Genomic DNA, 24,841 nt, shown 5'->3' with positions numbered 1-24,841 from the left:
CAGACCCGCGGGCGACCGGGCGTCCGGGGGTTCAGGCGTCCGGGTGGCCGGCGGTTGAGGCATGCGGGTGTCCGGGGCCTCAACCGTCCTCTGCCGTACGGACGTTCCCGGAGTGGCCGGTCGGCGGGCTGCCTGACCGGACGCTCCGGTCCGTGGTCCTCAGGCCTCCCGGGGTGTCCACAACTCCGTGATGCCGACGCCCAGTTCACCGAGCAGCCGGCGCACCATCGGCAGCGAGATGCCGATGACGTTGCCGTGGTCGCCGTCGATGCCCTCGATGAAGGGCGCCGAGCGGCCGTCCAGGGTGAACGCGCCCGCCACGTGCAGGGGTTCGCCCGAGGCGACGTACGTGGCGATCTCCGCGTCCGTCGGTTCGCCGAAGTGGACCACGGTCGAGGCGATCGCGGACTCCCACCGCTTCTGCGCCGTGTCCCAGACGCAGTGCCCCGTCTGGAGCGTGCCCGACCGGCCGCGCATCGCCTTCCAGCGTGCGGTGGCCTCCTCGGCGTCGGCGGGCTTGCCGAGGGCCTGGCCGTCCAGGTCCAGCACGGAGTCGCAGCCGATCACGAGCGCGCCCTGGACCTCGGGCCGCGCCGCCACGACGGAGGCCTTCGCCTCGGCCAGCGCGAGGGCCAGTTCGGCGGGAGTGGGTGCGGTGACGGCGTCCTCGTCGAACCCGCTCACGATCACCTCGGGGGCGAGTCCGGCCTGCCGCAGCAGATTGAGCCGGGCGGGGGACTGGGAGGCGAGGACGAGACGGCGGCGCGGCTGATCGGTCATGCGATCAGGGTATCGGCGTCGATCCACCCGTGCCTCGGCTGCCGGGCAGGCATCAGCGGACGCCCACCAGGATCATCGCGACCACCATGGCCAGCGCCAGGAGAACGCCCAGGCGTCGCAACATGTCCTGCATGTCGCGGAGATCCTTGGGGGGTTCGTTCTCGGGGTCGGACCACAGCATGCTCCCGATCGTGCGACGACGGGGCGGCCGGACGCCTGAGTACGCGTACTCAACTTGCGCGCATCCTGTGAAAACGGCTCCCGTGCCGCCTTTGGAGGGCCAGGGCCGGGACGGCTGCCCCGGAATCCGAGATCCCCCTGGGACAGGGTCCACAGGGGGATCAAGGTCAAGGGTTCTCGCGTGCCGACGCGGGTCTAGCCCGGCCAGCAGCTGCGGCCCCACGACGTCGGGCCCGGCCGCGGGAGCCGGTGCGCGGCGATGCGGGCGGGGTCGGACCAGGAGTCACGCGGCCCGGACGCGCCGGACGGGGCGGACGCCACCGCCGCGGCGCGTGCGCGGACCACCGCCAGTGCGGCGGCCAGCTCCTCCGGGGTCGGATTGCCCCGTACGACCTTGATCGTCATGTCTGCTCCCAGGTCAGGGTCGGCGGGGTCTAGAGCGGGATGTTTCCGTGCTTCTTGGGGGGCAGTGATGCGCGTTTGGTGTGGAGCTGGCGCAGGCCGCGGACGAGGTGGGCGCGGGTCTGGGAGGGCATGATGACGGCGTCGATGTAGCCGCGTTCGGCCGCGGTGTAGGGGTTGAGGAGGGTGTCCTCGTATTCCTGGATGAGGCGGGCGCGGGTGGTGTCCTGGTCCTCGGCGGCGGCGATGGTGCGGCGGTGCAGGATGTTGACGGCGCCCTGGGCGCCCATGACGGCGATCTGGGCGGTGGGCCAGGCGAGGTTGAGGTCGGCGCCCAGGTGTTTGGAGCCCATGACGTCGTAGGCGCCGCCGAAGGCCTTGCGGGTGATGATGGTGATCAGTGGGACGGTGGCTTCGGCGTAGGCGTAGATCAGTTTGGCGCCGCGGCGGATGATGCCGGTGTGTTCCTGGTCGACGCCGGGCAGGAAGCCGGGCACGTCCACGAAGGTCAGCACGGGCACGTTGAAGGCGTCGCAGGTGCGTACGAAGCGGGCGGCCTTCTCGCTGGCGTCGATGTCCAGGCAGCCGGCGAACTGCATCGGCTGGTTGGCGACGATGCCCACCGGGTGGCCCTCGACGCGGCCGAAGCCGGTGAGGATGTTGGGGGCGAACAGTGCCTGGGTCTCGAAGAACTCGGCGTCGTCCAGGACGTGTTCGATGACGGTGTGCATGTCGTAGGGCTGGTTCGCGCTGTCCGGCACGATGGCATCGAGTTCGCGGTCCTCGTCGGTGAGGGCGAGGTCGGCCTCCTCGGGGAACACCGGGGGTTCGCTGAGGTTGTTGGACGGCAGGTAGGACAGCAGCTGCTTGACGTACTCGATGGCGTCTTTTTCGTCGCCGGCCATGTGGTGGGCCACGCCGGAGACGGCGTTGTGGGTGCGGGCGCCGCCCAGTTCCTCGAAGCCGACGTCCTCGCCGGTGACCGTCTTGATGACGTCGGGGCCGGTGATGAACATGTGCGAGGTCTGGTCGACCATGACGGTGAAGTCGGTGATGGCCGGGGAGTAGACCGCGCCGCCCGCGCAGGGGCCGACGACCAGGCTGATCTGCGGGATGACGCCGGAGGCGTGGGTGTTGCGGCGGAAGATCTCGCCGTACATGCCCAGCGCGCTGACGCCCTCCTGGATCCGGGCGCCGCCGGAGTCGTTGATGCCGATGACCGGGCAGCCGGTCTTGAGCGCGAAGTCCATCACCTTCATGATCTTCTGGCCGAAGACCTCGCCGAGCGCGCCGCCGAACACGGTGAAGTCCTGGGAGAACACCGCGACCGGCCGGCCGTCGACGGTGCCGTAGCCGGTGACCACACCGTCGCCGTAGGGGCGGTTGTGCTCCAGGCCGAAGTCGGTCGAGCGGTGCCGCGCGAACTCGTCGAACTCGACGAAGGAAGCGTCGTCCATCAGCAGTTCGATGCGCTCACGAGCCGTCAACTTGCCCTTGGCGTGCTGCTTCTCGACGGCGCGCTCCGAGCCGGCGTGCGTCGCTTCCTGGATGCGGCGCTGCAGATCCGCGAGCTTGCCCGCGGTGGTGTGGATGTCGGGGTGGTGCAGCTCTTCCGGCTCGGACATCGGGATGCGGCTCCCTGCCTGATCTAAGGGGACATGAGGGTGACTGCTCGGAAAACGCGGTGCTCAGAGCGGTGCTCAGAAGGGGGGCTTGCTACTCATCCGTAGCGTAGTGGCGTGCCTACCTATCGGCAGTGCGGCGTTTACCACACCTAGGGTGGGTTGCATGACGCCGCGAGATGCAGCAGACGCGAACGACAACCGGTGGTCCGACCTGGACCGTCCGCCGCTGAACGGGGCCGCCCTGCGCAGGGCACTGGTCCGCGACGGCGGCCTGTGGTCCGACGTGGAGGTGGTGGAACGGACCGGGTCGACCAACACCGACCTGGCGGGCATCGTCACGGGGGAGAAGGGGGCCGACGAGGGCGCGGTCCTCGTCGCCGAGGAACAGAACGCCGGACGTGGCCGCCTGGACCGCCGGTGGACCGCTCCGGCCCGCTCCGGCCTCTTCTTCTCCGTGGTGCTGAAGCCCACCGGAGTCCCCGTCGAACGCTGGGGCTGGCTGCCGCTGCTCACCGGCGTGGCCGTCGCGACGGCGCTCTCGCACTCCGCTGGGGTCGACACGGCACTCAAGTGGCCCAACGACCTGCTGGTCACCGTGGACGGAGAGGAACGCAAGGCCGGCGGCATCCTCGCCGAGCGCGCGGGCGCCGACGCGGTCGTCGTCGGCATCGGCGTCAACGTCTCGCTGCGCGCCGAGGAGTTGCCCGTACCGGGCGCCGGATCGCTGGCGCTGGCGGGGGCGACGACCACGGACCGTGACACCGTGCTGCGGGCCGTGCTGCGCTCCCTGGAGCAGTGGTACGTGCGCTGGCGGGACGCGGGCGGCGACCCCGTCGCGTCCGGCCTCCAGGAGAGGTACGCGGCCGGATGCGCGACGCTCGGGCGCACGGTGCGGGCCGAGTTGCCCGGCGGCCGGACGGTCGTCGGGGAAGCGGTGGCCCTGGACGGGGACGGGCGGCTCGTCATCGCGACCGCGGACGGCGTGCAGGAGCCGGTGGGGGCCGGGGACGTGGTGCATCTGCGGCCCGCGTGAGGCGACGGGCGCGGAGGGCCGTCACGACCCGAGCGCCCCGCGGCATCCTCGTCCGCCCGGTGTGCGGCGCCTCGGCCTGGCCCGACGGGCCGCGCGGGCCGGGGCGTCCGAGCCCGTCCGGCCCGCGTGGCCGAACCGCCTGTCGGCGTGTTTGTGGACAGCCCTGTGGGCGCCCCGGACATCGAGCGGGCGCGCCGGAGGCCAGAGGGGCGCGGTCCGGCGCGGTGGGTGGTGCGAGGGCGTGGTCCGGCGTAGCGGGTGGTGCGAGGCCGTGGCTTGGCGTGGCGGGCGGTGCGATGGCGTGGTCCGGTGAGGGGTGTGGCGGCCCGGACCCGCGAGTGGTCCAGGCCTTCGGCACCGTCCCCGGCCTCGGTCCCGCCGTCGGGAGTGAGCCAGCGCACACCTGCCGTAGAGTTGAGCGCGGTCGAACCTGACCGCGGCAGATCGGAAGGGCAGCAGGAGTGACCGTCGACGACACCGGCTCCGGCACGGGCGCCCACCCCGCCCCCGGCGGCGAGCCGGGCCGTACCGCCGGGCCGGTCACGGACGCGGCACCCGCAGGGGCCGCCGCGGACGGCGAGGCCCGGCAGGACGCCCGTCCCGACGCCGGGACCGGCACCCGCCCGAACCACCGCCCGGACGACCGCTCGCACACGGGAACCGGCCTCCACCGGGACGACCGTTCCGACACGGAGAGCGAGATCCGCAGGGACGACCACGGCGGCGACACCCGTCCGGACGTCCGGCCCGACGCACGTCACGAGGCGACCGGCCGGGTGGACCCCCAGTCCGAGCCGGACTCGGGGGAGGACCCGCTCGCGCTGCGCCTGGAGGGGCTGATCCTCGGCGCCGAGCGGAGGTACACCCCGTTCCAGGCGGCCCGCAGCGCGGGCGTCTCCATGGAGCTGGCCTCCCGCTTCTGGCGGGCGATGGGCTTCGCGGACATCGGCCAGGCCAAGGCGCTGACCGAGGCGGACGTGCTCGCCCTGCGCCGGCTCGCCGGTCTCGTCGAGGCGGGCCTGCTGAGCGAGGCCATGGCCGTCCAGGTCGCCCGGTCCACCGGGCAGACCACCGCCCGTCTGGCCGAATGGCAGATCGATTCCTTTCTGGAGGGCCTGACCGAGCCCCCGGAACCGGGAATGACGCGCACCGAGGTGACGTACCCCCTGATCGAACTGCTCCTGCCCGAACTGGAGGAGTTCCTCGTCTACGTCTGGCGCCGCCAGCTCGCCGCGGCCACCGGCCGGGTCGTGCAGGCGGCGGACGACGAGGAGATGGTCGACCGCCGTCTCGCCGTCGGCTTCGCCGACCTGGTCGGTTTCACACGGCTGACGCGCCGCATGGAGGAGGAGGAACTCGGCGAACTCGTCGAGGCCTTCGAGACCACCGCGGCGGACCTGGTGGCGGCCCACGGGGGCCGGCTCATCAAGACCCTCGGCGACGAGGTGCTCTACTCCGCGGACGACGCCGGTGTCGCCGCCGAGATCGCGCTGCGGCTCATCGAGACGATGGCCAACGACGAGACGATGCCGGAGCTGCGTGTCGGCATCGCCTTCGGCACGGTGACCACCCGGATGGGCGACGTGTTCGGTACGACCGTGAACCTGGCGAGCCGCCTCACGTCGATAGCGCCGCGCGACGCCGTCCTCGTCGACGGCGCCTTCGCCGAGGAGCTGACCCGCACCGGTGACGCGCCCGCCTCCGAAGCGGCTGCCGCGGAGGCAGCGGCCGCGGCGGAGAAGGAGGGCGAGGAACCCCCCTCGTACCGCTTCGCGCTCCAGCCGATGTGGCAGCGGCCTGTCCGAGGTCTCGGCGTCATCGAGCCGTGGCTGCTGGCCCGGCGGTCCGACGAGGCGTAGCAGGTCCCGGTCACCGGCCGTCCTGGCCGGGTGACAGCAGCTCGTTCACGCAGATCCCCACGATCGGCACGCACACGTCCGGCCGCTGGTGGGACGGCGCCTGGGCGGTCGGAGTCGGGGACGGGGTGTGCCGCGGTACCTCTGCGGGCGCCGTGGCCGTCGGTGTCGATCGCGCGGGCGGCGCTGTCGTCACGGGAGCCGTGGGGATGCCGGTGCTGCCCGGCGTCGTGGCGACGGGGGCCGCGCCGCGGGCCGCCGGGACCGTGGCGGCCGACGTCCGGACCGACGCCGGGATCCGGCTCGCGTCCGAGGTGGGTGCCGGACTCGTCCCGCCCATCGCGGGGCTCGCCGGTGCGGCCCCGGCTCGCGTGGGCGAGGGCATGGCCGCGACGGTGGGGACGGCGTCGCCCGCGACGTCGTTGTCGGTGGCGGTCGCGACCGGTTCGGCCTCCGGGGCCCCCGCGTCCACGTGCCCGGTCACCGAGTCCGGTGTCATCCGGGCGAGGCTCAGCACTCCCGCGGCGAGCGCGAGCCCGCCCGCGGCGAAGAGCACCCGGCGTCGGCGGGGCTTGCGGTGACGGCCCCGGACGGTACGGAGCCGGACGGGAGCGGGCTCGTCGTCGCGGGGGGTGTACACGCGCTCCTCGCCGGGGGTGTACGCGCTCTCGCGCACCCCGGCCGAACGCGGCGCCGGAACGATCCGTCGCCCCCGGCCGGCACCATCAGCCCCACCCGGCACCTCCCGGGCCCCGGCCCCGGCTTCCCGCGCCTCCGCTCCGGCTTCCGGTGCCTTCGCCTTGGCTCGCGTCCCCTCGGCGTCCGGCGTGACGGCGGCCTTGTGCGGCTCCTCCGCGGCCTCCTGTGCCGTCGCTCCGGCTTCCCGTGCCCCGGCCTTGGTGCCCCTTGCCTGCGTGACGGCTTCCCGCGTCTCCGCCCCGGCCTCCGCCCGCTGGGCGCCTGTCACGACGGGGGCCTTGCGTGTCTCAGCCGAGGCTTCCTCTCTCTCGGCGCCCGCCGTGGCTGCGGCCCCGCGTGCCGTCGTGGCCGCGGAGGTACCGGCTCCTCGTGCTCGCGCGCCCGCTCCGGCTCCGGCGGTCGGCCTCCCCGGTGCGGGGGCCCAGGCCTTCGCGGCCCTGTCCGGCGTCGTCCCGGCCTTCCCCGCGGCGGTCGCTCCGCTCCGTGGGCCCGGGGCGCGCCTCTCGGTGGTCCCGGCGCCGGCTTCCCCCGTGGCGGCCGCCGGGGCGGGGGCGGACATCGCCCGGTTGAGCGGCGTGACGCGGATCCACCCGGTGTCCGCCGGCGCGGTCCCGGCCGCCGTGGAGTCGGAGCGCCGGTCGGGCGAGGTACCGGGACCGGTGGCCCCGGACGACGCCCGCTGGGCCGGCGGGCGTGTGAGTGCGGGTCGCGGGCCCGGCCGGGTGCTGGTGGCCTGCGGTGTCTCGCGGTTCGTCATGGTCGTCCCTCCCCGGTGATCCGGTGTCCCTGATGCGTTGCGGCGGTGCGCAGGTTATGCGCGGTCTGAGGGCGGAGAAACGAAGTCCGGCGACATGTCACTCGAACGAGGAGCTACGGCCCGAGGGGGCGGGTTTCGCCGGACGGCCGCTGCTGCGATGATCGGAGCATCGATTGTTAACCCGCGTTAACCGGGAGGGTGTCATGGCGCAGCACGAGGCGGACCAGGTGGCGGAGCCGGCCGAGCGGAGGTTCGGGGAGTTCGTGGCCGTACGGCGGCACGGGTACGTCGCCGAGCTCGTCCTCGACCGACCCAAGGCCATGAACGCCGTGTCCACGGACATGGCGCGGTCGATCGCCGGTGCCTGCGACGCCCTCGCCGCCGACCGGGACGTACGCGTGGTCGTGCTGACCTCCACGCACGAGCGCGCCTTCTGTGTCGGCGCCGATCTGAAGGAGCGCAACTCCTTCACGGACGCCGAGTTGGTACGGCAGCGGCCGGTCGCGCGAGCCGCGTACACCGGTGTCCTGGAACTGCCGATGCCGACCGTCGCCGCCGTTCACGGCTTCGCGCTGGGCGGCGGGTTCGAACTGGCGCTGTCCTGCGACCTGATCGTCGCCGACCGTACGGCGGTCGTCGGACTGCCCGAGGTGTCCGTCGGCGTGATTCCCGGAGGCGGCGGTACGCAGTTGCTGCCGCGCCGGGTCGGTGCCGCGCGCGCCGCCGAGCTCATCTTCTCGGCGCGGCGTCTGGAGGCCGCCGAGGCGCGGGAGTTGGGTCTGGTGGACGAGCTGGTGGAGGCGGGACAGGACAGGGCGGAAGCGCTCGCTCTGGCCGGCCGGATCGCCGCCAACTCGCCGGTCGGCCTGCGTGCCGCCAAGCGTGCCCTGCGCCTCGGTCACGGACTCGACCTGCGTGCCGGCCTGGAGGTCGAGGACGCGGCCTGGCGCTCCGTCGCCTTCTCCGGGGACCGGGCCGAAGGGGTCGCCGCGTTCAACGAGAAGCGCAAGCCGGAGTGGCCGGGAGAGTAGCCCCGGGATCCGGTTCGTGCGACCCGTACCCCTGTTCGCTCCGCCGATATCCCAAATGTGCGCAAATATACCTAGCCTGGGGTGATGGGTGAGGACAATCGGCTGAGGGCCGTGGTGACGCTGGCGCAGGGGATGGCGGCGGCGCACACCCCGCGGGAGTCGTGGCGGGCGGCGGCGCTCGGCGCGTGTCACGCGCTGGCCGGGAGCTTCGCCGCGCTCTCCGTGTGGGAGCGCGAACTCGGCCGGCTGCGGGTGCTGGCCAACGTGGGCGAGCGTGCCCCGGACGAGGACGAGTTCCCCGACGGGGAGGCCTACCCGGTGCACCAGTTCCCGGAGATCACCGAGTTCCTGCACGAGCGCTGGGCGGGCGGCGGCGAGCCCAACGCCTGGGTCGAGACCTCCGACGGCCCCGTGGCCGGCGCCTTCGGGTACTGCCACCAGCGCGTGGCGGCTCTGCGCAGGCGCGGCCGCGGCTGCTGTGTCGTCGCGCCGATCGTGATGCACGGGCGGGCATGGGGAGAGCTCTACGTGGCCCGTCCGGCCGGAGCCCCCGTCTACGGCCCGCAGGACGCCGACTTCGCGACCGTCCTCGCCTCCGTCGTCGCCGCCGGGATCGCGCAGACCGAACGCCTGGAGGAGGCCCGGCGCCTGGCCTACACCGACTCCCTGACCGGACTCGCCAACCGCCGCGCCGTGGACGTACGGCTCGAGGAGGCGGTGGAGCGGCACAAGGAGGACGGCGCCGTGGTCAGCCTCGTCGTGTGCGACCTCAACGGACTCAAGCGCGTCAACGACACCCGGGGGCACGCCGTCGGCGACCGGCTCCTCGAACGGTTCGGGTCGGTGCTCTCGCTGTGCGGGGCCATGCTCCCGGGCACCCTCGCGGCACGGCTGGGCGGCGACGAGTTCTGTCTGCTGGCGGTGGGCCCGCAGGCCGACGACGTGGTCCGTGTCGCCGGCGAACTCTGCTGCCGCGCGGCCGAGTTGGAGTTTGGGGAGGGCGTGGCGTGCGGGGTCGCCTCGACCGGGGACGCGATCGGCCCCGTACGGTCGGCGCGTCGGCTGTTCCGGCTGGCGGACGCGGCGCAGTACCGTGCGAAGGCCGTCCGGGCCGCGAAGCCCGTGGTCGCCGGGCGCGAGGGTCCCGACGATCCCGTGGTGCGCCTCGCGGACGCGCCCCCGCCCGCGGCGGGCGAGCGCCGCAGGTTCCGCGGACGGCACGACAGACCCCGGACGTGACGACGGCACGGCCGCCGCGGGCGGGGCCGGGCCGCGGCGCGGTCGGCGCGTCCGTGACACGCCCCCGGGCGGCGGACGTGGCGGACGGAGCGGCCGTTGTGACGTACGCCGGAGTAAGGGGTCAACCCGCCACCCGCTAGTGACATCATCGAATTCACTGCGTACGCTCCTGAATATGGATATGCACACTGTGGTGGTGGGGACGTCCGGAGTGACCGCGTCCGACGTTCTCGCCGTGGCGCGCGAAGGCGCCCGGATCGAGCTCTCCGGCGAGGCCGTGGAGGCCCTCGCCGCGGCCCGCGAGATCGTGGAGGCGCTGGCCGCGAAGCCGGAGCCCGTCTACGGCGTCTCCACCGGGTTCGGCGCCCTGGCGAGCCGGCACATCAGCCCGGAACTGCGCGCCCAGCTGCAGCGCAACATCGTCCGCTCGCACGCCGCCGGCATGGGCCCGCGCGTCGAGCGCGAGGTCGTCCGCGCGCTGATGTTCCTGCGGCTCAAGACCGTCTGCTCCGGCCACACCGGTGTGCGGCCCGAGGTCGCGCAGACCATGGCGGACATCCTGAACGCGGGCATCACCCCGGTCGTCCACGAGTACGGCTCGCTCGGCTGCTCCGGCGACCTGGCGCCCCTGTCCCACTGCGCCCTGACCCTGATGGGCGAGGGCGACGCCGAAGGCCCCGACGGAGTCGTGCGGCCCGCGGGCGAGCTGCTCGCCGAGGCCGGGATCGCCCCCGTCGAGCTGCGCGAGAAGGAGGGCCTCGCCCTCCTCAACGGCACCGACGGCATGCTCGGCATGCTGGTCATGGCCCTCGCCGACCTGGAGATGCTGTACAAGTCGGCCGACGTCAGCGCCGCGCTCTCCCTCGAGGCGCTGCTCGGCACGGACAAGGTCCTCGCCCCCGAGCTGCACGCCATCCGCCCGCACCCCGGCCAGAGCGCCAGCGCCGCCAACATGCTGGCCGTGCTGAAGGGTTCGGAGCTCACCGGCCACCACCAGGACGGCGCCCCGCGTGTCCAGGACGCCTACTCCGTGCGCTGCGCCCCGCAGGTCGCCGGCGCAGGCCGGGACACCCTCGCGCACGCCCGCACGGTCGCCGAGCGCGAGCTGGCCTCCGCCGTCGACAACCCGGTCGTGCTGCCCGACGGCCGCGTCGAGTCGAACGGCAACTTCCACGGCGCCCCCGTCGCCTACGTCCTCGACTTCCTCGCCATCGCCGCCGCCGACCTCGGCTCGATCGCCGAGCGCCGCACCGACCGGCTGCTCGACAAGAACCGCTCGCACGGCCTGCCGCCGTTCCTCGCGGACGACGCCGGCGTCGACTCGGGCCTGATGATCGCCCAGTACACGCAGGCCGCGCTGGTCAGCGAGATGAAGCGGCTCGCCGTACCGGCGTCCGCGGACTCCATCCCCTCCTCCGCCATGCAGGAGGACCACGTCTCCATGGGCTGGTCGGCGGCGCGCAAGCTGCGCACCTCCGTGGACAACCTGACCCGGATCGTGGCGATCGAGCTGTACGCCGCCACCCGCGCGATCGAACTCCGCGAGGGTCTGACGCCCGCCCCGGCGTCGCGGGCGGTCATCGACGCGGTCCGCGCGGCCGGCGTCCAGGGCCCCGGCCCGGACCGCTTCCTCGCCCCCGACCTGGCGGCGGCGGACGCGTTCGTGCGCGCCGGCGGTGTGGTGGCCGCGGTGGAGCCGGTGACCGGCCCGCTCGCTTAGCGGAGTGCGTCGCATGTGGGCCGGGTGTGTCCCGGCCCACATGCGACGCCTCGCCCCCTGGTATCAGGGTGTGCTACTGTCTCATTGATACGTTTTTGGTACCCATTTACTTTGTGCGCCTGATCGGAATCCTCCGCAGGCGCGTTTTGTTTTACCGGCATCTCCGGCATTACCCGGTGCATCTCCGGATGGGGGCCCAACTACCTGTTCAGGAGAACAACATGGCTACTGGCACCGTGAAGTGGTTCAACTCGGAAAAGGGCTTCGGCTTCATCGAGCAGGACGGCGGCGGCCCCGACGTCTTCGCCCACTACTCGAACATCGCCAGCTCCGGCTTCCGTGAGCTCGTCGAGGGCCAGAAGGTCTCCTTCGAGGTCACGCAGGGCCAGAAGGGCCTGCAGGCGGAGAACATCGTTCCCGCCTAATTCGAGCGCGCTTTTCCAGAGCCGGGTCCCGCGCCTTCGGGTGCGGGTCCCGGCTCAGCGCTGTGACAGCTCATGCAGTCGGTGAGCGCTGTGTGTGCAGTCCGTGGGCCCAGGAAGGAAATCCAGATCCAGCATGACTCGATCCGAACGTCCCGTCCGTAAGCGGCCGGCAAACGCGCGCGCCGCACAGACCGGCGGTTCCGCGAGGAGCGCGAGCCGGGGTGCCGGGCGCACCGGCGCCCGCAAGGTCGCGCCGCCGCAGGAGTTCTCCCTGCCCGAGACCATCACCCCGGCGCTGCCCGCGGTCGACTCCTTCGACGCGCTGGACATGCCGGCCGCCCTGACGAAGACCCTCGCGGCCCAGGGTGTCACCGATCCCTTCCCGATCCAGGGCGCCACGCTGCCCAACTCCCTCGCCGGGCGAGATGTGCTCGGCCGCGGACGCACCGGTTCCGGCAAGACGCTCGCCTTCGGGCTCGCGCTCCTCGCCCGCACCGCCGGCCGCCGGGCCGAGCCGCGCAGCCCGCTCGCGCTCATCCTCGTCCCCACGCGCGAACTCGCCCAGCAGGTCGACGACGCGATCACGCCGTACGCCACCGCCGTCAACCTGCGCGTGACCACGGCCGTCGGCGGGATGTCGATCGGGCGGCAGGCCGGCACGCTGCGCCGCGGTGTCGAGGTGCTCGTGGCCACCCCCGGGCGGCTCAAGGACCTCATCGAGCGCGGCGACTGCGCCCTCGGACAGGTCGCGATCACCGTGCTGGACGAGGCCGACCAGATGGCCGACATGGGCTTCATGCCCCAGGTCACCGCGCTGCTCAAGCAGGTCGAGCCGGGTGGCCAGCGGCTGCTCTTCTCGGCCACGCTCGACAAGAACATCGACCGGCTCGTCAAGATGTTCCTCACCGACCCGGTGGTGCACTCCGTCGACCCGTCCGCGGGCGCGGTGGTGACCATGGAGCACCACGTGCTGCACGTCGCCGACGAGACCGACAAGAAGGCGGTCGCGCTGCGGATCGCCGCCCGCGACGGCCGGGTGATCCTCTTCGTCGACACCAAGCGCGGCGCCGACCGCTTCACCAAGCGGCTGCTCGCCAGCGGTGTCCGGGCCTCCGCCCTGCACGGCGGGCGCAGCCAGCCGCAGCGCAACCGCACGCTGGACCAGTTCAAGACGGGTCAGGTCACCGCGCTCGTCGCCACGAACGTGGCGGCCCGCGGCATCCACATCGACGACCTCGACCTCGTGGTCAACGTCGACCCGCCGACCGACCACAAGGACTACCTCCACCGCGGCGGCCGCACCGCCCGCGCCGGAGAGTCCGGCAGCGTCGTCACCCTGGTGCTCCCCGAGCAGAAGCGTGAGATGACCCGGCTCATGGCGGATGCGGGCATCACGCCGCGCACCGCCCGCGTCAAGTCCAGCGACGAGGAACTCGCCCGCCTCACCGGCGCCCGTGAGCCTTCCGGCGTGCCGGTCGTCATCGAGGTCCCGCAGCAGGCCGAACAGCCGAAGCAGCGGCCCAAGGCGCGGCGTGCCACCGGGGGCGGGGCCAGGCGCCCGGCGGTCGCCGGAGACACGGCCGGACGCACGGGCACCGGCTCCGACGGCCAGGCCCGCCGGCAGCGCGGCGGACGTCCGGGCACGGACGCCGCGACGGGCGGCACGGCCGCCGGACGCCGCGCGAGCACCGGGGGAGCGGCCGCTGGTCGTCGTACCGAGGCCGGTGGTGGCGCTGGTCGTCGTACCGAGGCCGGTGGCGGCGCGGGTGCCGGTCGCTCCGGTGGCCGCGGGCGTGCTCCGCAGCGCGGTGGTCAGAACGGCGGCCAGGGCGGTGGCGGCCGCAGGGCCGCCTGACCGGACCGGATCGTTCGGCTTCGCCGCGGCCCCGCACCCCCTGGCATCATGCCCGTGGGGTGCGGGGCCGCCGCGTGAACGGACCACGCCCCGCGGCCGGGGAGACCGCCTCTCGCGGTTCCCGGAGCTGAACCGGGCCGCGTGGTGCGGGGTTCAGACGTCGCCGAGGAAACCCGGGTCGACCCCGTCCAGCTTCAGGGCGAAGTCCCGGTGCAGGCTGAGCAGTTCCGCCAGCGGCACCGCGCGGCGGCTGGTCGACATCAGATCGCGCCGCGCCTCCGCCGACCACAGGAACGGCATCACGGACAGCCCCTGCGTGCCCGTGAGGGCGCCGGACTCGGCCCGCCAGCCGGGCCAGCGCAGCGTGTCGTAGAACTTGTCCGTGCCCTCGCCCAGAAGCCACTGGAGCCATGCCCCGTGGCCCACTTCGAGCGCCTCCCACTTCAGTGAGTCCGGCGCGAAGTACACGACCTCGCCGGGATGGCCGGGACGCCCCACCGACTCCGGGTCGGCGCCGTTGAGGAGGAACACCCCGCCCAGTACGTCGTGCCCGACGACGAGCCCGCCGTCCCGCGGGCGCCAGCCGGGATCGAAGTACTCGGGGAATCCGTTGACTTCGGCCAGCGAGGGCAGGTCCGTCGAGCCGCCCGGCAGCCCCGTCGGCTCGTCCTCGGCCGGACTGCCGTAGATCCGCAGCCATCCGCTGTCCAGCACCACACCGCCGCAGTTGAGCACCATCCCGCCCAGCCAGGACCGTGCGGTGACCTGGAGCTGGAGCAGGCTCGCGCGGCCCAGATCGGGGTCCACCGGGGGCACTTCCATGGACACCCCGCTCGCGGCGATCGCCTCGGACAGCAGCGGCCAGGCCGGTTCCTCGACGTCGGTCAGCTCGCTCAGCTCTCGCATGGGCTTCCCCGTGGGTTGTCCGGACGCGGTCGACGCGCTCAGTAGCCCATCATGCGCTCTCGGCGCACGGAATACGCCACGAATCCGGCGCCCAGACCGAGGAAGAGCGTGCCGCCGACGAGATACGGAGTGGTGTCCACGGCGCCTGTGTCCGCGAGCCGGGTCCCGTTGTCACCGGAGAGCGTGTGCGGCCCGTCGTCGCCGGAGAGCGTGCGGGTCCCGTTGCCGTCCGCCTCCGCGGACGTCCCTGTCGACGCGGTGACGGTCGGTGCCGCGGACGTCGACGCCGTCGAGCCCGGTGTGGGTACGTCCTGGGTCGCGTTGGCGGACGGGACGAACCACAGGGCACCCAGGAGGGTCCCCGCTGCGGTGGCGGTCAGCAACGATCGACGTGCGGCGGACACGAAATATCGATCCCCTTGTCGCGCTAGCGAATTGGCCGTGGGGGCCGATGCTAGTGAAAGGCGCGGGTCGTGGGAAAGTCGCGCATGCCGGGAGCCGTACGCTCCCTCCCATGAGCACCCCAGAGACTTCACAGTTTGTACGGCTTCGTGTCGAACTCGTGTTGGAGATCGACGATGCCGACGCCGTCACCCGGGCCGCGCTGGGCCGGATCGGCGACGACACGGACATGCCGGCCGACGAAAGAGCGCATGCCGAGGGCGCAGTGACGGAAGACACGGCGGAGGCCCTGGCCTATCTCGTCGACCCGTTCGACCTGGTCAGCGCGGTGCCCGGAATCGAACTCGCGCAGGCCTCGTGGAGCAGCGAGCCCATTGACTATGATCCCGATTCGCCGGATTGGGACATCGACGAGGATGATGCTGACGAGGACGACGAGGAAGACGTGCGCGGCTGAAGCGGTCCGGGAACCCTGATCCCGGTCGGCGACCGCCGTCCGGGATTCTTTGTCCCCGGCGAAGCGTGAGCCGCCTCCGCACCACCCCTGCGCACCACCCTTCCGTACCGCTTCGGTCCGTGTGTCCGGACGCGGCGGACGTGGCGGACGTGTCGTGGGCCACACTTCCGTGTGAAGTGGAACGGGGTGAACCGGTTTTGGCGTTCGTACTAGTTACGGGACTCCCGTGGTCCTTTTCGGGAATCGGCAACGATGGAGAAGCGTGTGATGACGAACAGTAAGCGGCGCAAGCGTCTCATGACCGCGTCCGCACTGCTCGGCGGGGTGTTGGTGCTCTCTGCGTGCAGCGGGGGCGGAGGCAAGGCCAGCGCCTCGGGCGATGGCGACTCCACGTCGCAGGCCAAGGTCGACGAGGCGGCGGCCAAGAAGACGTCCGAGGCCCAGATCACGATCACGCCCAAGGACGGCTCCGACAACGCCTCGATCAACAACGGCACCGCCGTCACGGTCGGCAAGGGCTCGCTCACGTCCGTCACGATGAAGACCGCGTCCGGCACCGCCGTCGCCGGTCAGATATCGGCGGACAAGAAGAGCTGGAAGCCGCTGAACCGGCTGGAGCGCGCCACCACGTACAAGATCGCCGCCGAGGCCGCCGACTCCGAGGGCCGCACCGCCCACGAGAACGCGTCGTTCACCACGGTCTCCCCGGCCAACAGCTTCATCGGCAACTTCACGCCCGAGGACGGTTCCACCGTCGGTGTCGGCATGCCGGTCTCGATCAACTTCGACAAGGCGATCACCGACAAGGCCGCGGTGCAGAAGGGGATCACCGTCTCCTCCAGCAGCGGCCAGGAGGTCGTCGGGCACTGGTTCAGCGCCAACCGCCTGGACTTCCGCCCCGAGAGCTACTGGACCGGCGGCTCCACCGTCACCCTCAAGCTGAACCTCGACGGGGTCCAGGGCGCGAGCGGTGTCTACGGTGTGCAGCAGAAGACGGTCACCTTCAAGATCGGCCGCAACCAGGTCTCCATCGTCGACGCCAAGACCAAGACGATGCAGGTCACCCAGGACGGCAAGGTCGTCAAGACCATCCCGATCTCCGCGGGCGCTCCGGAGAACACCACGTACCAGGGCCAGATGGTGATCTCCGAGAAGTTCAAGGAGACCCGGATGGACGGCTCGACGGTCGGCTTCAAGGACGAGAAGGGCAAGGGCGAGTACGACATCAAGGACGTGCCGCACGCCATGCGTCTGTCGAACTCCGGCACCTTCATCCACGGCAACTACTGGGGCCCGAAGTCCATCTTCGGCTCCGTCAACACCAGCCACGGCTGTGTGGGTCTGTCGGACACCAAGGGCGCCAACGACGCCAACACGCCCGCCTCGTGGTTCTTCAACCACTCGCTGATCGGTGACGTCGTGGTCGTCAAGAACACCGGCGACAAGACCATCGCCCCGGACAACGGCCTCAACGGCTGGAACCTGAACTGGGCGGCCTGGAAGGCCGGTTCGGCCGCCTGAGTCGAAGCGCGAGCTCGACGGTCCGCGGAGGCCGAGGCGGGACCTGACGGTCCGCCGAGGCCGGGACGCGAACGAACACCGATGCGGCGGTGGCCCTCACGGGCCGCCGCCGCATCGGTGTTTCCCAAAGATTTCTGGGCCCGGCCACAGCCTTCTCATGGTTCTCTTATTTCGGCCTTATTCCTTCATCACACGCCGTAACTAGCTTGCGGCCATGTTCTTCACCTACCTGAGGCGCGAACTGCGCCGCCGCAGAAAGGCGGCCCTCGTCGTCGCCTCCGGGCTCGCCCTGGGCATAGCCCTGGTCATCGTGGTCAGCTCCGTGTCCTCGGGCATGGAGAAGGCGCAGGGCAAGGTCCTCCAGTCGCTGTACGGGCTGGGGACCGACATGACGGTCACGAAGGCCGCCGCGCCGGCCAACAGCACCAGCGACCGCCCGCGCTTCAACTTCGACGCGAAGGACAGCGATTCCGACAAGGAACAGAGCAGTGACCGCGTCATGGTCCAGGGCTTCCAGACCCTGGCCTCCTCGACCGTCTCCAAGGTCGACGCGCAGAAGGGCGTCGCGGACTCCGTCGGGGGCCTGAGCCTCCAGGTCATCCGCATCAACGGCCAGTTCACCCGGGGCCAGTTCAAGCAGGACCCGAACAGCGGTGGCAGCCGGCAGGGCGGCCCCGGCGGCGGCCAGCAGTCCCCGCAGGGCCGCGTCGAGGGCGGCGGCGCCAACTTCGACGTCAACAACTACACGGTCTACGGCACCGACGTCACCAAGCCGGCCCTGGGCCCGCTGACCTCGTCGAAGATCACCAGCGGTCGTACGTTCAAGACCTCCGAGACGAACGCCAAGGTCGTCGTCGCGGACAAGTCGTACGCCAAGGAGAAGAAGCTCAAGCTCGGTGGCACCGTCACCATCAAGAGCGTCAAGTACAAGATCATCGGCATCGCGACCCCGGACAGCGGTGACGCGGCGGCCAACCTCTACATCCCGCTCCAGCAGGCGCAGACGCTCAGCGACTCCAAGAACAAGGTCACGACGATCTACGTCAAGGCGTCGGACTCGCAGCAGATCGCCGGCGTCAAGAGCACCATCCAGAAGAACATCTCGGGTACGACGGTCACCACCTCCGCCGACCTCGCGGACACGGTCTCCGGCTCCCTGTCCACCGCCTCCGACCTCGCCTCGAGCGTGGGCAAGTGGCTGTCGATCGCGGTGCTCGTGGCCGCGTTCCTGGTCGCCGGTCTGCTCACCTCCTCCGCCGTGTCCCGCCGGGTGCGCGAGTTCGGCACCCTCAAGGCGCTCGGCTGGAAGTCGAGCCGGGTGACCCGCCAGGTGGTCGGCGAGGCCATCGTCAACGGTCTGGTCGGCGGTGCCCTCGGCATCGCCCTCGGCCTCGCGGGCGCCTACGTCGTCACCGAGATCAGCCCCAACCTCCAGGCACAGCTGGGGAACACGGGCGGCGGCGGCCAGGGCGGCGGTCCCGGCGGCGGCTTCGGCGGCCCGGCGCGGCAGACCGCCTCCAAGGCCCTCGACGTCGCGCTCACCGCGCCCGTCAGCGTCGACACCATCGTCATCGCGGTCGCCCTGGCCGTGGCCGGCGGCCTGATCGCCGGAGCCTTCGGCGGCTGGCGCGCCTCCAGGCTGCGTCCTGCCGACGCCCTGCGCCGCGTCGAATAAGCCCCGCCCCTCACGTACTTACGTATCCCAGGAGTAAGACCATGTACGAACTCAGAGGCGTCACCAAGCGCTATGCGCGGGGCAAGGAAACGATCGACGCGCTCGCGGGGATCGACCTGACGATCGGCGACGGCGACCGGCTCGTCATCCAGGGGCCCACCGGCGGAGGCAAGTCCACCCTGCTCCAGATGCTCGGCGGGCTCGACCGCCCCACCGCGGGCAGCGTCGAACTCGACGGCGTCGACATGGCCAAGCTGTCCGAGGCGAAGCTCACCAAGGTGCGCAGCGAGAACATCGGCTTCGTCTTCCAGAGCTTCAACCTGATCCCCACGCTCACCGCCCAGGAGAACGTCGAGACCGCGCTCGTACCGCTGCGCGTGAAGGCGAAGGAACGGCGTGAGAGGGCCGCGGCGGCCCTGGAGTCCGTGGGGCTCGCCGAGCGGCTCGGGCACCTGCCCGCCGAGTTGTCGGGCGGTCAGCAGCAGCGCGTGGCGATCGCCCGCGCCCTGGTCAAGCAGCCCAAGGTGCTGCTCGCCGACGAGCCCACCGGCAACCTCGACGAGGGTATGCGCGACGAGATCATGGACGTGCTCGAAGCCATGTGGAAGGAGCACGGGCTGACCTTCATCATGGTCACCCACGACTCCGCGATCGCGAAGAAGGCCCCGCGCGTCGCCACGATCCGCAAGGGGAAGATCAGCGTCAAGGAGAACGCGGGAGCGTAGCGGCGGCGGGCACGGGACCGGGGGCGGAGCGTGCGTGCTCCGGCCGGCGGCCTCGGCCCGTTTCCCACGGCGCGGAAGTGAGCCCGCAGCGAAAGGGCCACCGGAAAGAGAGCTTCCGGTGGCCCTTCCGTGTTTGTGTGGGGGCATGACCGTCTCGACAGTCGAATACGTCCGCTACCGGATTCCCGAGGAGCAGTCGGCCGAGTTCCTGGCCGCCTACACCCGCGCCGCCGTCCAGCTCGCCGCGGCCCCGCAGTGCGTCGACTACGAACTCGCACGCTGTGAGGACGACTTCGAGCACTTCATCCTGAGGATCACCTGGACCTCGACCGAGGACCACATCGAGGGCTTCCGCACCTCCGAGCTCTTCCCCGACTTCCTCGCCGAGATCCGCCCGTACATCGGCAGCATCGAGGAGATGCGCCACTACAAGCCGACCTCGGTACGGGGCCAGGGCGCCTCCGTGCCCACGCTCTACGCCTGGGCGGGCGGTGCCGAGGCCTTCGCCCGTCTCACCGAGGCCTTCTACGACAAGGTCCTCAAGGACGACCTCCTCGCGCCGCTGTTCGCCGGCCTCGCGCCCGAACACGCCGCCCATGTCGCCCTCTGGCTCGGCGAGGTCTTCGGCGGACCGCCCGCCTACTCCGAGACCCAGGGCGGCCACGGCCACATGGTCGCCAAGCACCTGGGCAAGGGCATCACGGAGGTCCAGCGCCGCCGCTGGGTGAACCTGCTCCAGGACGCCGCCGACGACGCGGGACTCCCCACCGACGCCGAGTTCCGCTCCGCCTTCCTCGCCTACGCCGAGTGGGGCACGAGGCTGGCCGTGTACTTCTCCGGCCCGGACGCGAAGCCGCCGGCGGAGCAGCCCGTACCGAGGTGGACGTGGGGCGCGGCGCCGCCGTACATGCCGTGAGCCCGGATCCGTCAGCGGGGTGAGGACGCGCCCGCCCGGGTCGCGTCCGTCCCCCACGACGCCAGCAGCCGCAACGCCTCGGCGGAGCCGGACCCCGGCTCCGCGTGATACGTGACCAGCGCCAGCTCGCTGTCGCCGATCAGCCGGAACGACTCGAACTGCAGCGCGAGGTCGCCCACCAGCGGATGCCGCAGCAGCTTCACCCCGTGGCTCTTCTCCTTCACGTCGTGCGTCGCCCACAGCCGCCGGAAGTCCTCGCTCTTCACGGACAGCTCCCCGACCAGCGCGGCCAGCCGCGGATCGTCCGGATGGCAGCCCGCGTCCATGCGCAGCAGACAGACGATGTCGATCGCCTTCTGCTCCCACTCCACGAACAGTTCCCGGTACTCGGGCCGCAGAAAGACCATCCGCGCCCAGTTCCGCTCCTGCGGCGGCAGCTCCGACCAGTCCCCGAACACGGCCGCGGCCATCCGGTTCCACACGAGTACGTCCGAGCGCCGGCCGGTGATGTACGCCGGGACGCCGTCGATCGTGTCCAGCAGCTGGCGCAGGGAGCCGCGCACCTGCTGCGGCCTGGCCGCCTGCCTCTTCTTGTGCTGCTTGGGCTTCGCGAGGTGCGTGAGGTGGTTGTGCTCGGCATCCGTCAGACGCAGCGCCCGCGCGATGGAGTCCAGGACCTCGGCCGACACATTGCGGCCGTTGCCCTGCTCTAGGCGTGTGTAGTAGGCGACGGACACCCCGGCCAGCTGGGCCAGCTCCTCACGGCGCAGCCCGGGCACCCGGCGGTGCCGCCCGAAGTCGGGCATCCCGACGTCCTCCGGCTTCAGCCGGGCGCGGCGGCTGCGCAGGAACTCGCTCAGCTCGGCGCGCCGGTCGAGAGCGTGGGCCGCCTCCCCGGCGGGCACTTCGGAGGGCTGTTCATCCATACGTCCAGTATCGACGGTCGTACGCCCCTGAGCCTGACCCCGCCAGTGGTAGGACCAGCGAACGTACGCAGAACCGTGGCCTGGGTGAACCCCGGGGGATCGGGCAGGCTGGACGCCGTGCCCGGCGTGAGACAGCCGGGCACGGACCACCCCCCTCCCGAGGAGAACCCCGGCATGACCACTGTCGTTGCGTACGCCGCGCCCGCCGCCAAGGCTCCGCTGGAGCGCACCACCATCGAACGCCGTGAGGTCAGGGAGCACGACGTCCTGATCGACATCAAGTTCGCCGGCATCTGCCACTCCGACATCCACCAGGCCCGCGAGGGCTGGGGGAAGGCCACCTTCCCGATGGTGCCCGGCCACGAGATCGCCGGCATCGTCGCCGAGGTCGGCTCCGGTGTCACCAAGTTCAAGGTCGGCGACCGCGTGGGCGTCGGCTGCCTGGTCGACTCCTGCCGTGAGTGCGACAACTGCGCCGCCGGTCTGGAGCAGTACTGCACCGGCGGCGGCGTCGGCACGTACAACGCCGTCGGCAAGGACGGAGAGCCCACCTACGGCGGCTACTCCCAGAAGATCGTCGTCGACGAGAACTACACCCTGCGCATCCCCGACGGCATCTCCCTCGACGTGGCCGCGCCGCTGCTCTGCGCCGGCATCACCACGTACTCCCCGCTCAAGCACTGGAACGCCGGCCCCGGCAAGAAGGTCGCCGTCCTCGGCATGGGCGGTCTCGGCCACATGGGCGTCAAGATCGCGCACGCGCTCGGCGCCGAGGTCACGGTCCTCTCCCAGTCGCTGCGCAAGAAGGACGACGGCCTGAAGCTCGGCGCCGACCACTACCACGCCACCAGCGACCCGGAGACCTTCAAGGCGCTGCGCGGCACGTTCGACCTGATCCTGTCCACCGTCTCCGCCCCGCTGGACCTGGACGCCTACCTCGCCCTGCTGCGCACGGACGGCGCCTTCGTGAACGTGGGCGCCCCCGAGGAGCCGGTCCGCCTCAACCTCTTCTCGGTGATCGGCGGCCGCAAGACCCTCGCGGGCTCCGGCATCGGCGGCATCCGGGAGACCCAGGAGATGCTGGACTTCTGCGCCGAGCACGGCTTCGGCGCCGAGATCGAACTGATCGACGCGTCCGAGATCAACGAGGCGTACGAGCGGGTCCTGGCGAGCGACGTGCGCTACCGCTTCGTGATCGACGCGGCCACGATCAGCTAGTCCCGGCTAACCGGCCACGATCAGCCAGTCACTGTGGCTCGGGCGACCAGGCCACGATCCGCTGGTTCCGGCGGCCCGGGCGATCCGCCGGTTCCGGCCGGCCGGGACCGTCCGGCCGTCTCGCGAAGCAGGCCCCCTGGGCGCCGTTCCGGTCGTACGACCGGAACGGCGCCTTCGTGCTTCTCACCGGAGGTGACCTGCCAGAATGCCCGGTTCCGGCGGCCGTCGCCCAACGGATGTGCGGGACGGCGATTACTGGATAGAGTCACCCTTTTACCCATGGTTGTGGGGACAACCAACGGCGGCCTTCGCGGCTGCCGGCATCGGGGGAGGGCCTGCACCACATGAGTCGTCGCTCTACGGGTTTCGTCGGCGTCTGGGCCGAGGTTCAGCGGCAGCAGCAGCGCCAGCAGGAGCTCGACGCGCGACGGCGCCGGCAGGAGGAGCAGCAGGCGCGGGCCCAGCAGCGGCGCGCCGCCACGGAGTACCGCGAGTACCGGCAGGCCGAGGCGCGACGCCGTACAGAAGAACTGGACGCGCAGGTCGCCTCGTTGCAGGGCCTGCTCGCGGCGGGCTGCCGGGCGCCCGCCTTCCGGGCCGCCGCGCTCCTGCGCCCCGAGGACATCCAGCCCTTCGCCCCGGGACCGCTGGCCCAGCCGGTGGTCATGCCGGACATCGGCCGGTACCAGGCACAGAGCGGCTGGACCGCGAACCGCCGGGCGCAGGCGCAGGCCGAGGCCCAGGCGCGCTTCGAGCGGGACTGGCACGCGGCCCAGGCCGCCGAGGCGCACCGGCAGCGGCAACTGGCGTCGTACCAGCGGGAGTACCAGCAGTGGGCCGACGGCCGGCTGGCGGAGGTGCGGCGGCACAACGCGGGTGTCGCCGAGGTGGCCGAAGGGGTCCGCCACAGGGATCCCGACTCCGTGATCGAGTACTTCTCCGCCGCTCTCTACTCGTCCTCGGCGTGGCCGGAGGGCTTTCCGCGCCGGATCGCCGCCGCCTACGACGCGGCGGCCGGGCAGCTCGTCCTCGACTGGGAGCTGCCCGCGTACGACGTCGTCCCCGAGGTGAAGTCCGTCCGGTACCTGTCCGGGGCCGATCAGGACAAGGAGACCGCCCGTCCCGTGACCCAGCGGCGGAGCCTGTACCGCGAGGTCCTCGCGCAGTGCGCGCTGCTCGTGCTGCACGAGCTCTTCGGAGCCGACGAGCAGGGGGCACTCGAATCGGTCGTCCTGAACGGCTTCGTGGACGGACACGACCCCGCCACGGGCCGGCCGGACCACATCGTTCTCGTCACGGTCATGGCGGCCCGCTCCTCGTTCCTCGGACTGCACCTGGCGCAGGTGGACGCGGGCAGCTGTCTGGCCGACGGACTGCGCGGGCAGCTCTCGGCCCGTCCGGACCAGCTCACGCCCGTACGGCCGGGCCGGCGGCCGCAGGACGTCGGGAACCGTGTCGTCGCCCACGGCAGCGACGAGGAACCCGACCTGTACGCCATGGACCCGATCGCGTTCGAGGAGCTCGTGGCCGATCTCTTCCGGGCCATGGGGATGCAGGCGGTGACGACCCAGCGCTCGAACGACGGCGGCGTGGACGTCGACGCGCTGGACCCGGCGCCGATCCGGGGCGGCAAGATCGTCGTCCAGGTGAAGCGGTACCGGAACACCGTGCCGCCCACCGCCGTACGCGATCTGTACGGGACGGTGCAGGACGCGGGCGCCAACAAGGGGGTGCTCGTGACGACGTCGGGGTTCGGCCCCGGCTCGCACACCTTCGCCGACGGCAAGCCGCTGGAGCTGATCGCGGGCCCCGAACTCGTGGACCTGCTGCATCGCCATGGGCTGCGGGGGAGGCTGGGCGACGCGGGCCGCTCGCGGGCGGAACCGTCCTCCCGGCCGTCACCGCGACCGTCCCGGTCCTCAGGGAGGCCGTCGCAGCCGTCGCCGAGGCCGTCACGGCCGGATCAGGGGCCCGGGCAGCCGGATCCGGGGCCCCGGCTGCCCGGCGACCACAACATCCTGGGCATGGGATGGACCGGAAGCGTCGCCCTGGACGTCTGCGCGCTCGTCTGCCGGGGCGGCCGTGTCCTCGACGACGATCACTTCGTCTTCTACAACAACCCGCGGACACCGGATGGTTCGGTGTCCGCGCTGCCCGCGTCGCCGCCCGACAAGGCCGCGATCGGCGTCTCCTTCGACGCGCTGCCCGCGGAGGCCGACCGGGTCGTCCTCGTGGCCGCCGTCGACCCCGAGGCCGCCCCGGACGCCGACCTCTCGGGTTTCACGGACGCCTGCATCCGGCTGCTCGGCCAGGACCTCGTCGAACTGGACCGGCTCGACGTCTCCGACGGCCGGCCGGGCGAGACCGCCCTGGTGCTCGGCTCCTTCCGCCGCCGGAACGACGGGAACTGGAAGTTCGTCCTCGGAGGCAAGGGCTACCCGGGCGGTCTCGAGGAACTCGTACGGGACTTCGGCATCGCGGTGGAGTAGGACC

The 24,841-nt window shown here is 71.8% G+C and carries 23 protein-coding genes; 15 read left to right on the top strand and 8 right to left on the bottom strand.

The features are described from left to right. Positions 1-159: 159 nt before the first annotated feature. The 4 genes from OG780_RS16290 to OG780_RS16275 form a co-directional block, all read right to left on the bottom strand. Positions 160-780 carry a Maf family protein gene (locus OG780_RS16290; protein WP_328448880.1) on the bottom strand — a complete coding sequence of 207 codons (621 nt, stop codon included), beginning with the start codon at positions 778-780 and terminating at the stop codon, positions 160-162. Positions 781-832: 52 nt separating this feature from the next. Beyond that, entirely contained in the window at positions 833-961 is a 129-nt protein-coding gene (mmpB, locus tag OG780_RS16285) for a morphogenic membrane protein MmpB (RefSeq protein ID WP_328448878.1), read from the bottom strand. 194 nt (positions 962-1,155) lie between these two features. Then, the gene (locus tag OG780_RS16280) at positions 1,156-1,365 is read right to left on the bottom strand and encodes an acyl-CoA carboxylase epsilon subunit (protein WP_328448876.1); all 210 of its coding nucleotides are present in this window, start codon (positions 1,363-1,365) and stop codon (positions 1,156-1,158) included. Positions 1,366-1,394: 29 nt separating this feature from the next. Further along, entirely contained in the window at positions 1,395-2,987 is a 1,593-nt protein-coding gene (locus OG780_RS16275) for an acyl-CoA carboxylase subunit beta (protein ID WP_328448874.1), read from the bottom strand. A gap of 163 nt (positions 2,988-3,150) precedes the next feature. Here OG780_RS16275 and OG780_RS16270 point away from each other — a divergent pair, with 163 nt between their 5' ends. Together OG780_RS16270 and OG780_RS16265 are read left to right on the top strand one after the other, a co-directional pair. Then, complete coding sequence (locus OG780_RS16270) at positions 3,151-4,020, top strand: biotin--[acetyl-CoA-carboxylase] ligase (protein ID WP_328448872.1); 870 nt, start codon at positions 3,151-3,153, stop codon at positions 4,018-4,020. 461 nt (positions 4,021-4,481) lie between these two features. Continuing rightward, a complete protein-coding gene (locus OG780_RS16265; RefSeq protein ID WP_328448870.1) occupies positions 4,482-5,879 on the top strand; it encodes an adenylate/guanylate cyclase domain-containing protein in 1,398 nt (465 codons plus the stop codon). Positions 5,880-5,889: 10 nt separating this feature from the next. On the opposite strand, the gene OG780_RS16260 is transcribed toward OG780_RS16265, so the two are convergent. Continuing rightward, positions 5,890-6,843, bottom strand: coding sequence for a hypothetical protein (locus OG780_RS16260; RefSeq protein ID WP_328448868.1), 954 nt, complete (start codon positions 6,841-6,843; stop codon positions 5,890-5,892). Positions 6,844-6,895: 52 nt separating this feature from the next. On the opposite strand from OG780_RS16260, the gene OG780_RS16255 reads away from it, so the two are divergent. The 6 genes from OG780_RS16255 to OG780_RS16230 all read left to right on the top strand — a co-directional run bounded on the left by OG780_RS16255 (position 6,896) and on the right by OG780_RS16230 (position 13,602). Beyond that, positions 6,896-7,351, top strand: coding sequence for a hypothetical protein (locus OG780_RS16255; protein ID WP_328448866.1), 456 nt, complete (start codon positions 6,896-6,898; stop codon positions 7,349-7,351). 184 nt (positions 7,352-7,535) lie between these two features. After that, positions 7,536-8,363 carry an enoyl-CoA hydratase/isomerase family protein gene (locus OG780_RS16250; RefSeq protein ID WP_443062165.1) on the top strand — a complete coding sequence of 276 codons (828 nt, stop codon included), beginning with the start codon at positions 7,536-7,538 and terminating at the stop codon, positions 8,361-8,363. A gap of 84 nt (positions 8,364-8,447) precedes the next feature. Beyond that, complete coding sequence (locus tag OG780_RS16245) at positions 8,448-9,602, top strand: GGDEF domain-containing protein (RefSeq protein ID WP_328448864.1); 1,155 nt, start codon at positions 8,448-8,450, stop codon at positions 9,600-9,602. 181 nt (positions 9,603-9,783) lie between these two features. Continuing rightward, the gene (gene hutH, locus OG780_RS16240; RefSeq protein WP_328458164.1) at positions 9,784-11,322 is read left to right on the top strand and encodes a histidine ammonia-lyase; all 1,539 of its coding nucleotides are present in this window, start codon (positions 9,784-9,786) and stop codon (positions 11,320-11,322) included. A gap of 221 nt (positions 11,323-11,543) precedes the next feature. Further along, positions 11,544-11,747, top strand: a complete 204-nt coding sequence (locus OG780_RS16235) for a cold-shock protein (protein WP_055556530.1) — start codon at positions 11,544-11,546, stop codon at positions 11,745-11,747. 133 nt (positions 11,748-11,880) lie between these two features. After that, entirely contained in the window at positions 11,881-13,602 is a 1,722-nt protein-coding gene (locus OG780_RS16230) for a DEAD/DEAH box helicase (protein WP_328448859.1), read from the top strand. 153 nt (positions 13,603-13,755) lie between these two features. Here OG780_RS16230 and OG780_RS16225 read toward each other — a convergent pair whose 3' ends face one another. Further along, positions 13,756-14,508: a DUF2625 family protein gene (locus tag OG780_RS16225; RefSeq protein ID WP_328448857.1), complete on the bottom strand. Its 753-nt coding sequence runs from the start codon at positions 14,506-14,508 to the stop codon at positions 13,756-13,758. 38 nt (positions 14,509-14,546) lie between these two features. Continuing rightward, positions 14,547-14,912 carry a hypothetical protein gene (locus OG780_RS16220; RefSeq protein WP_328448855.1) on the bottom strand — a complete coding sequence of 122 codons (366 nt, stop codon included), beginning with the start codon at positions 14,910-14,912 and terminating at the stop codon, positions 14,547-14,549. Between the two features lie 110 nt (positions 14,913-15,022). On the opposite strand from OG780_RS16220, the gene OG780_RS16215 reads away from it, so the two are divergent. From OG780_RS16215 to OG780_RS16195, 5 genes are all read left to right on the top strand, one after another. Further along, positions 15,023-15,367 (top strand): hypothetical protein, encoded by a 345-nt coding sequence (locus OG780_RS16215; protein ID WP_328448852.1) that lies wholly within the window; start codon positions 15,023-15,025, stop codon positions 15,365-15,367. A 252-nt stretch (positions 15,368-15,619) separates the two neighbouring features. Continuing rightward, positions 15,620-16,888: a L,D-transpeptidase gene (locus tag OG780_RS16210; protein ID WP_328448850.1), complete on the top strand. Its 1,269-nt coding sequence runs from the start codon at positions 15,620-15,622 to the stop codon at positions 16,886-16,888. A gap of 214 nt (positions 16,889-17,102) precedes the next feature. Beyond that, positions 17,103-18,563 carry an ABC transporter permease gene (locus OG780_RS16205; protein WP_328448848.1) on the top strand — a complete coding sequence of 487 codons (1,461 nt, stop codon included), beginning with the start codon at positions 17,103-17,105 and terminating at the stop codon, positions 18,561-18,563. A gap of 41 nt (positions 18,564-18,604) precedes the next feature. Further along, entirely contained in the window at positions 18,605-19,288 is a 684-nt protein-coding gene (locus OG780_RS16200; protein ID WP_328448846.1) for an ABC transporter ATP-binding protein, read from the top strand. A gap of 145 nt (positions 19,289-19,433) precedes the next feature. Beyond that, positions 19,434-20,204 (top strand): group II truncated hemoglobin, encoded by a 771-nt coding sequence (locus OG780_RS16195; RefSeq protein WP_328448844.1) that lies wholly within the window; start codon positions 19,434-19,436, stop codon positions 20,202-20,204. 11 nt (positions 20,205-20,215) lie between these two features. Here OG780_RS16195 and OG780_RS16190 read toward each other — a convergent pair whose 3' ends face one another. Then, a complete protein-coding gene (locus OG780_RS16190) occupies positions 20,216-21,130 on the bottom strand; it encodes a helix-turn-helix domain-containing protein (RefSeq protein WP_328448842.1) in 915 nt (304 codons plus the stop codon). Between the two features lie 174 nt (positions 21,131-21,304). Between OG780_RS16190 and OG780_RS16185 the strand changes: the two genes are divergently transcribed. Beyond that, positions 21,305-22,348 carry an NAD(P)-dependent alcohol dehydrogenase gene (locus OG780_RS16185; protein ID WP_328448840.1) on the top strand — a complete coding sequence of 348 codons (1,044 nt, stop codon included), beginning with the start codon at positions 21,305-21,307 and terminating at the stop codon, positions 22,346-22,348. A gap of 344 nt (positions 22,349-22,692) precedes the next feature. Further along, positions 22,693-24,837: a restriction endonuclease gene (locus OG780_RS16180; RefSeq protein ID WP_328448838.1), complete on the top strand. Its 2,145-nt coding sequence runs from the start codon at positions 22,693-22,695 to the stop codon at positions 24,835-24,837. The last annotated feature ends 4 nt before the right edge of the window (positions 24,838-24,841 follow it).

It is taken from the genome of Streptomyces sp. NBC_00386 (assembly GCF_036063235.1).
Taxonomy (GTDB): domain Bacteria; phylum Actinomycetota; class Actinomycetes; order Streptomycetales; family Streptomycetaceae; genus Streptomyces.
The sequence above is the reverse complement of the archived record's forward strand: the minus strand, read 5'-3'. Positions and strand labels throughout refer to the sequence as shown.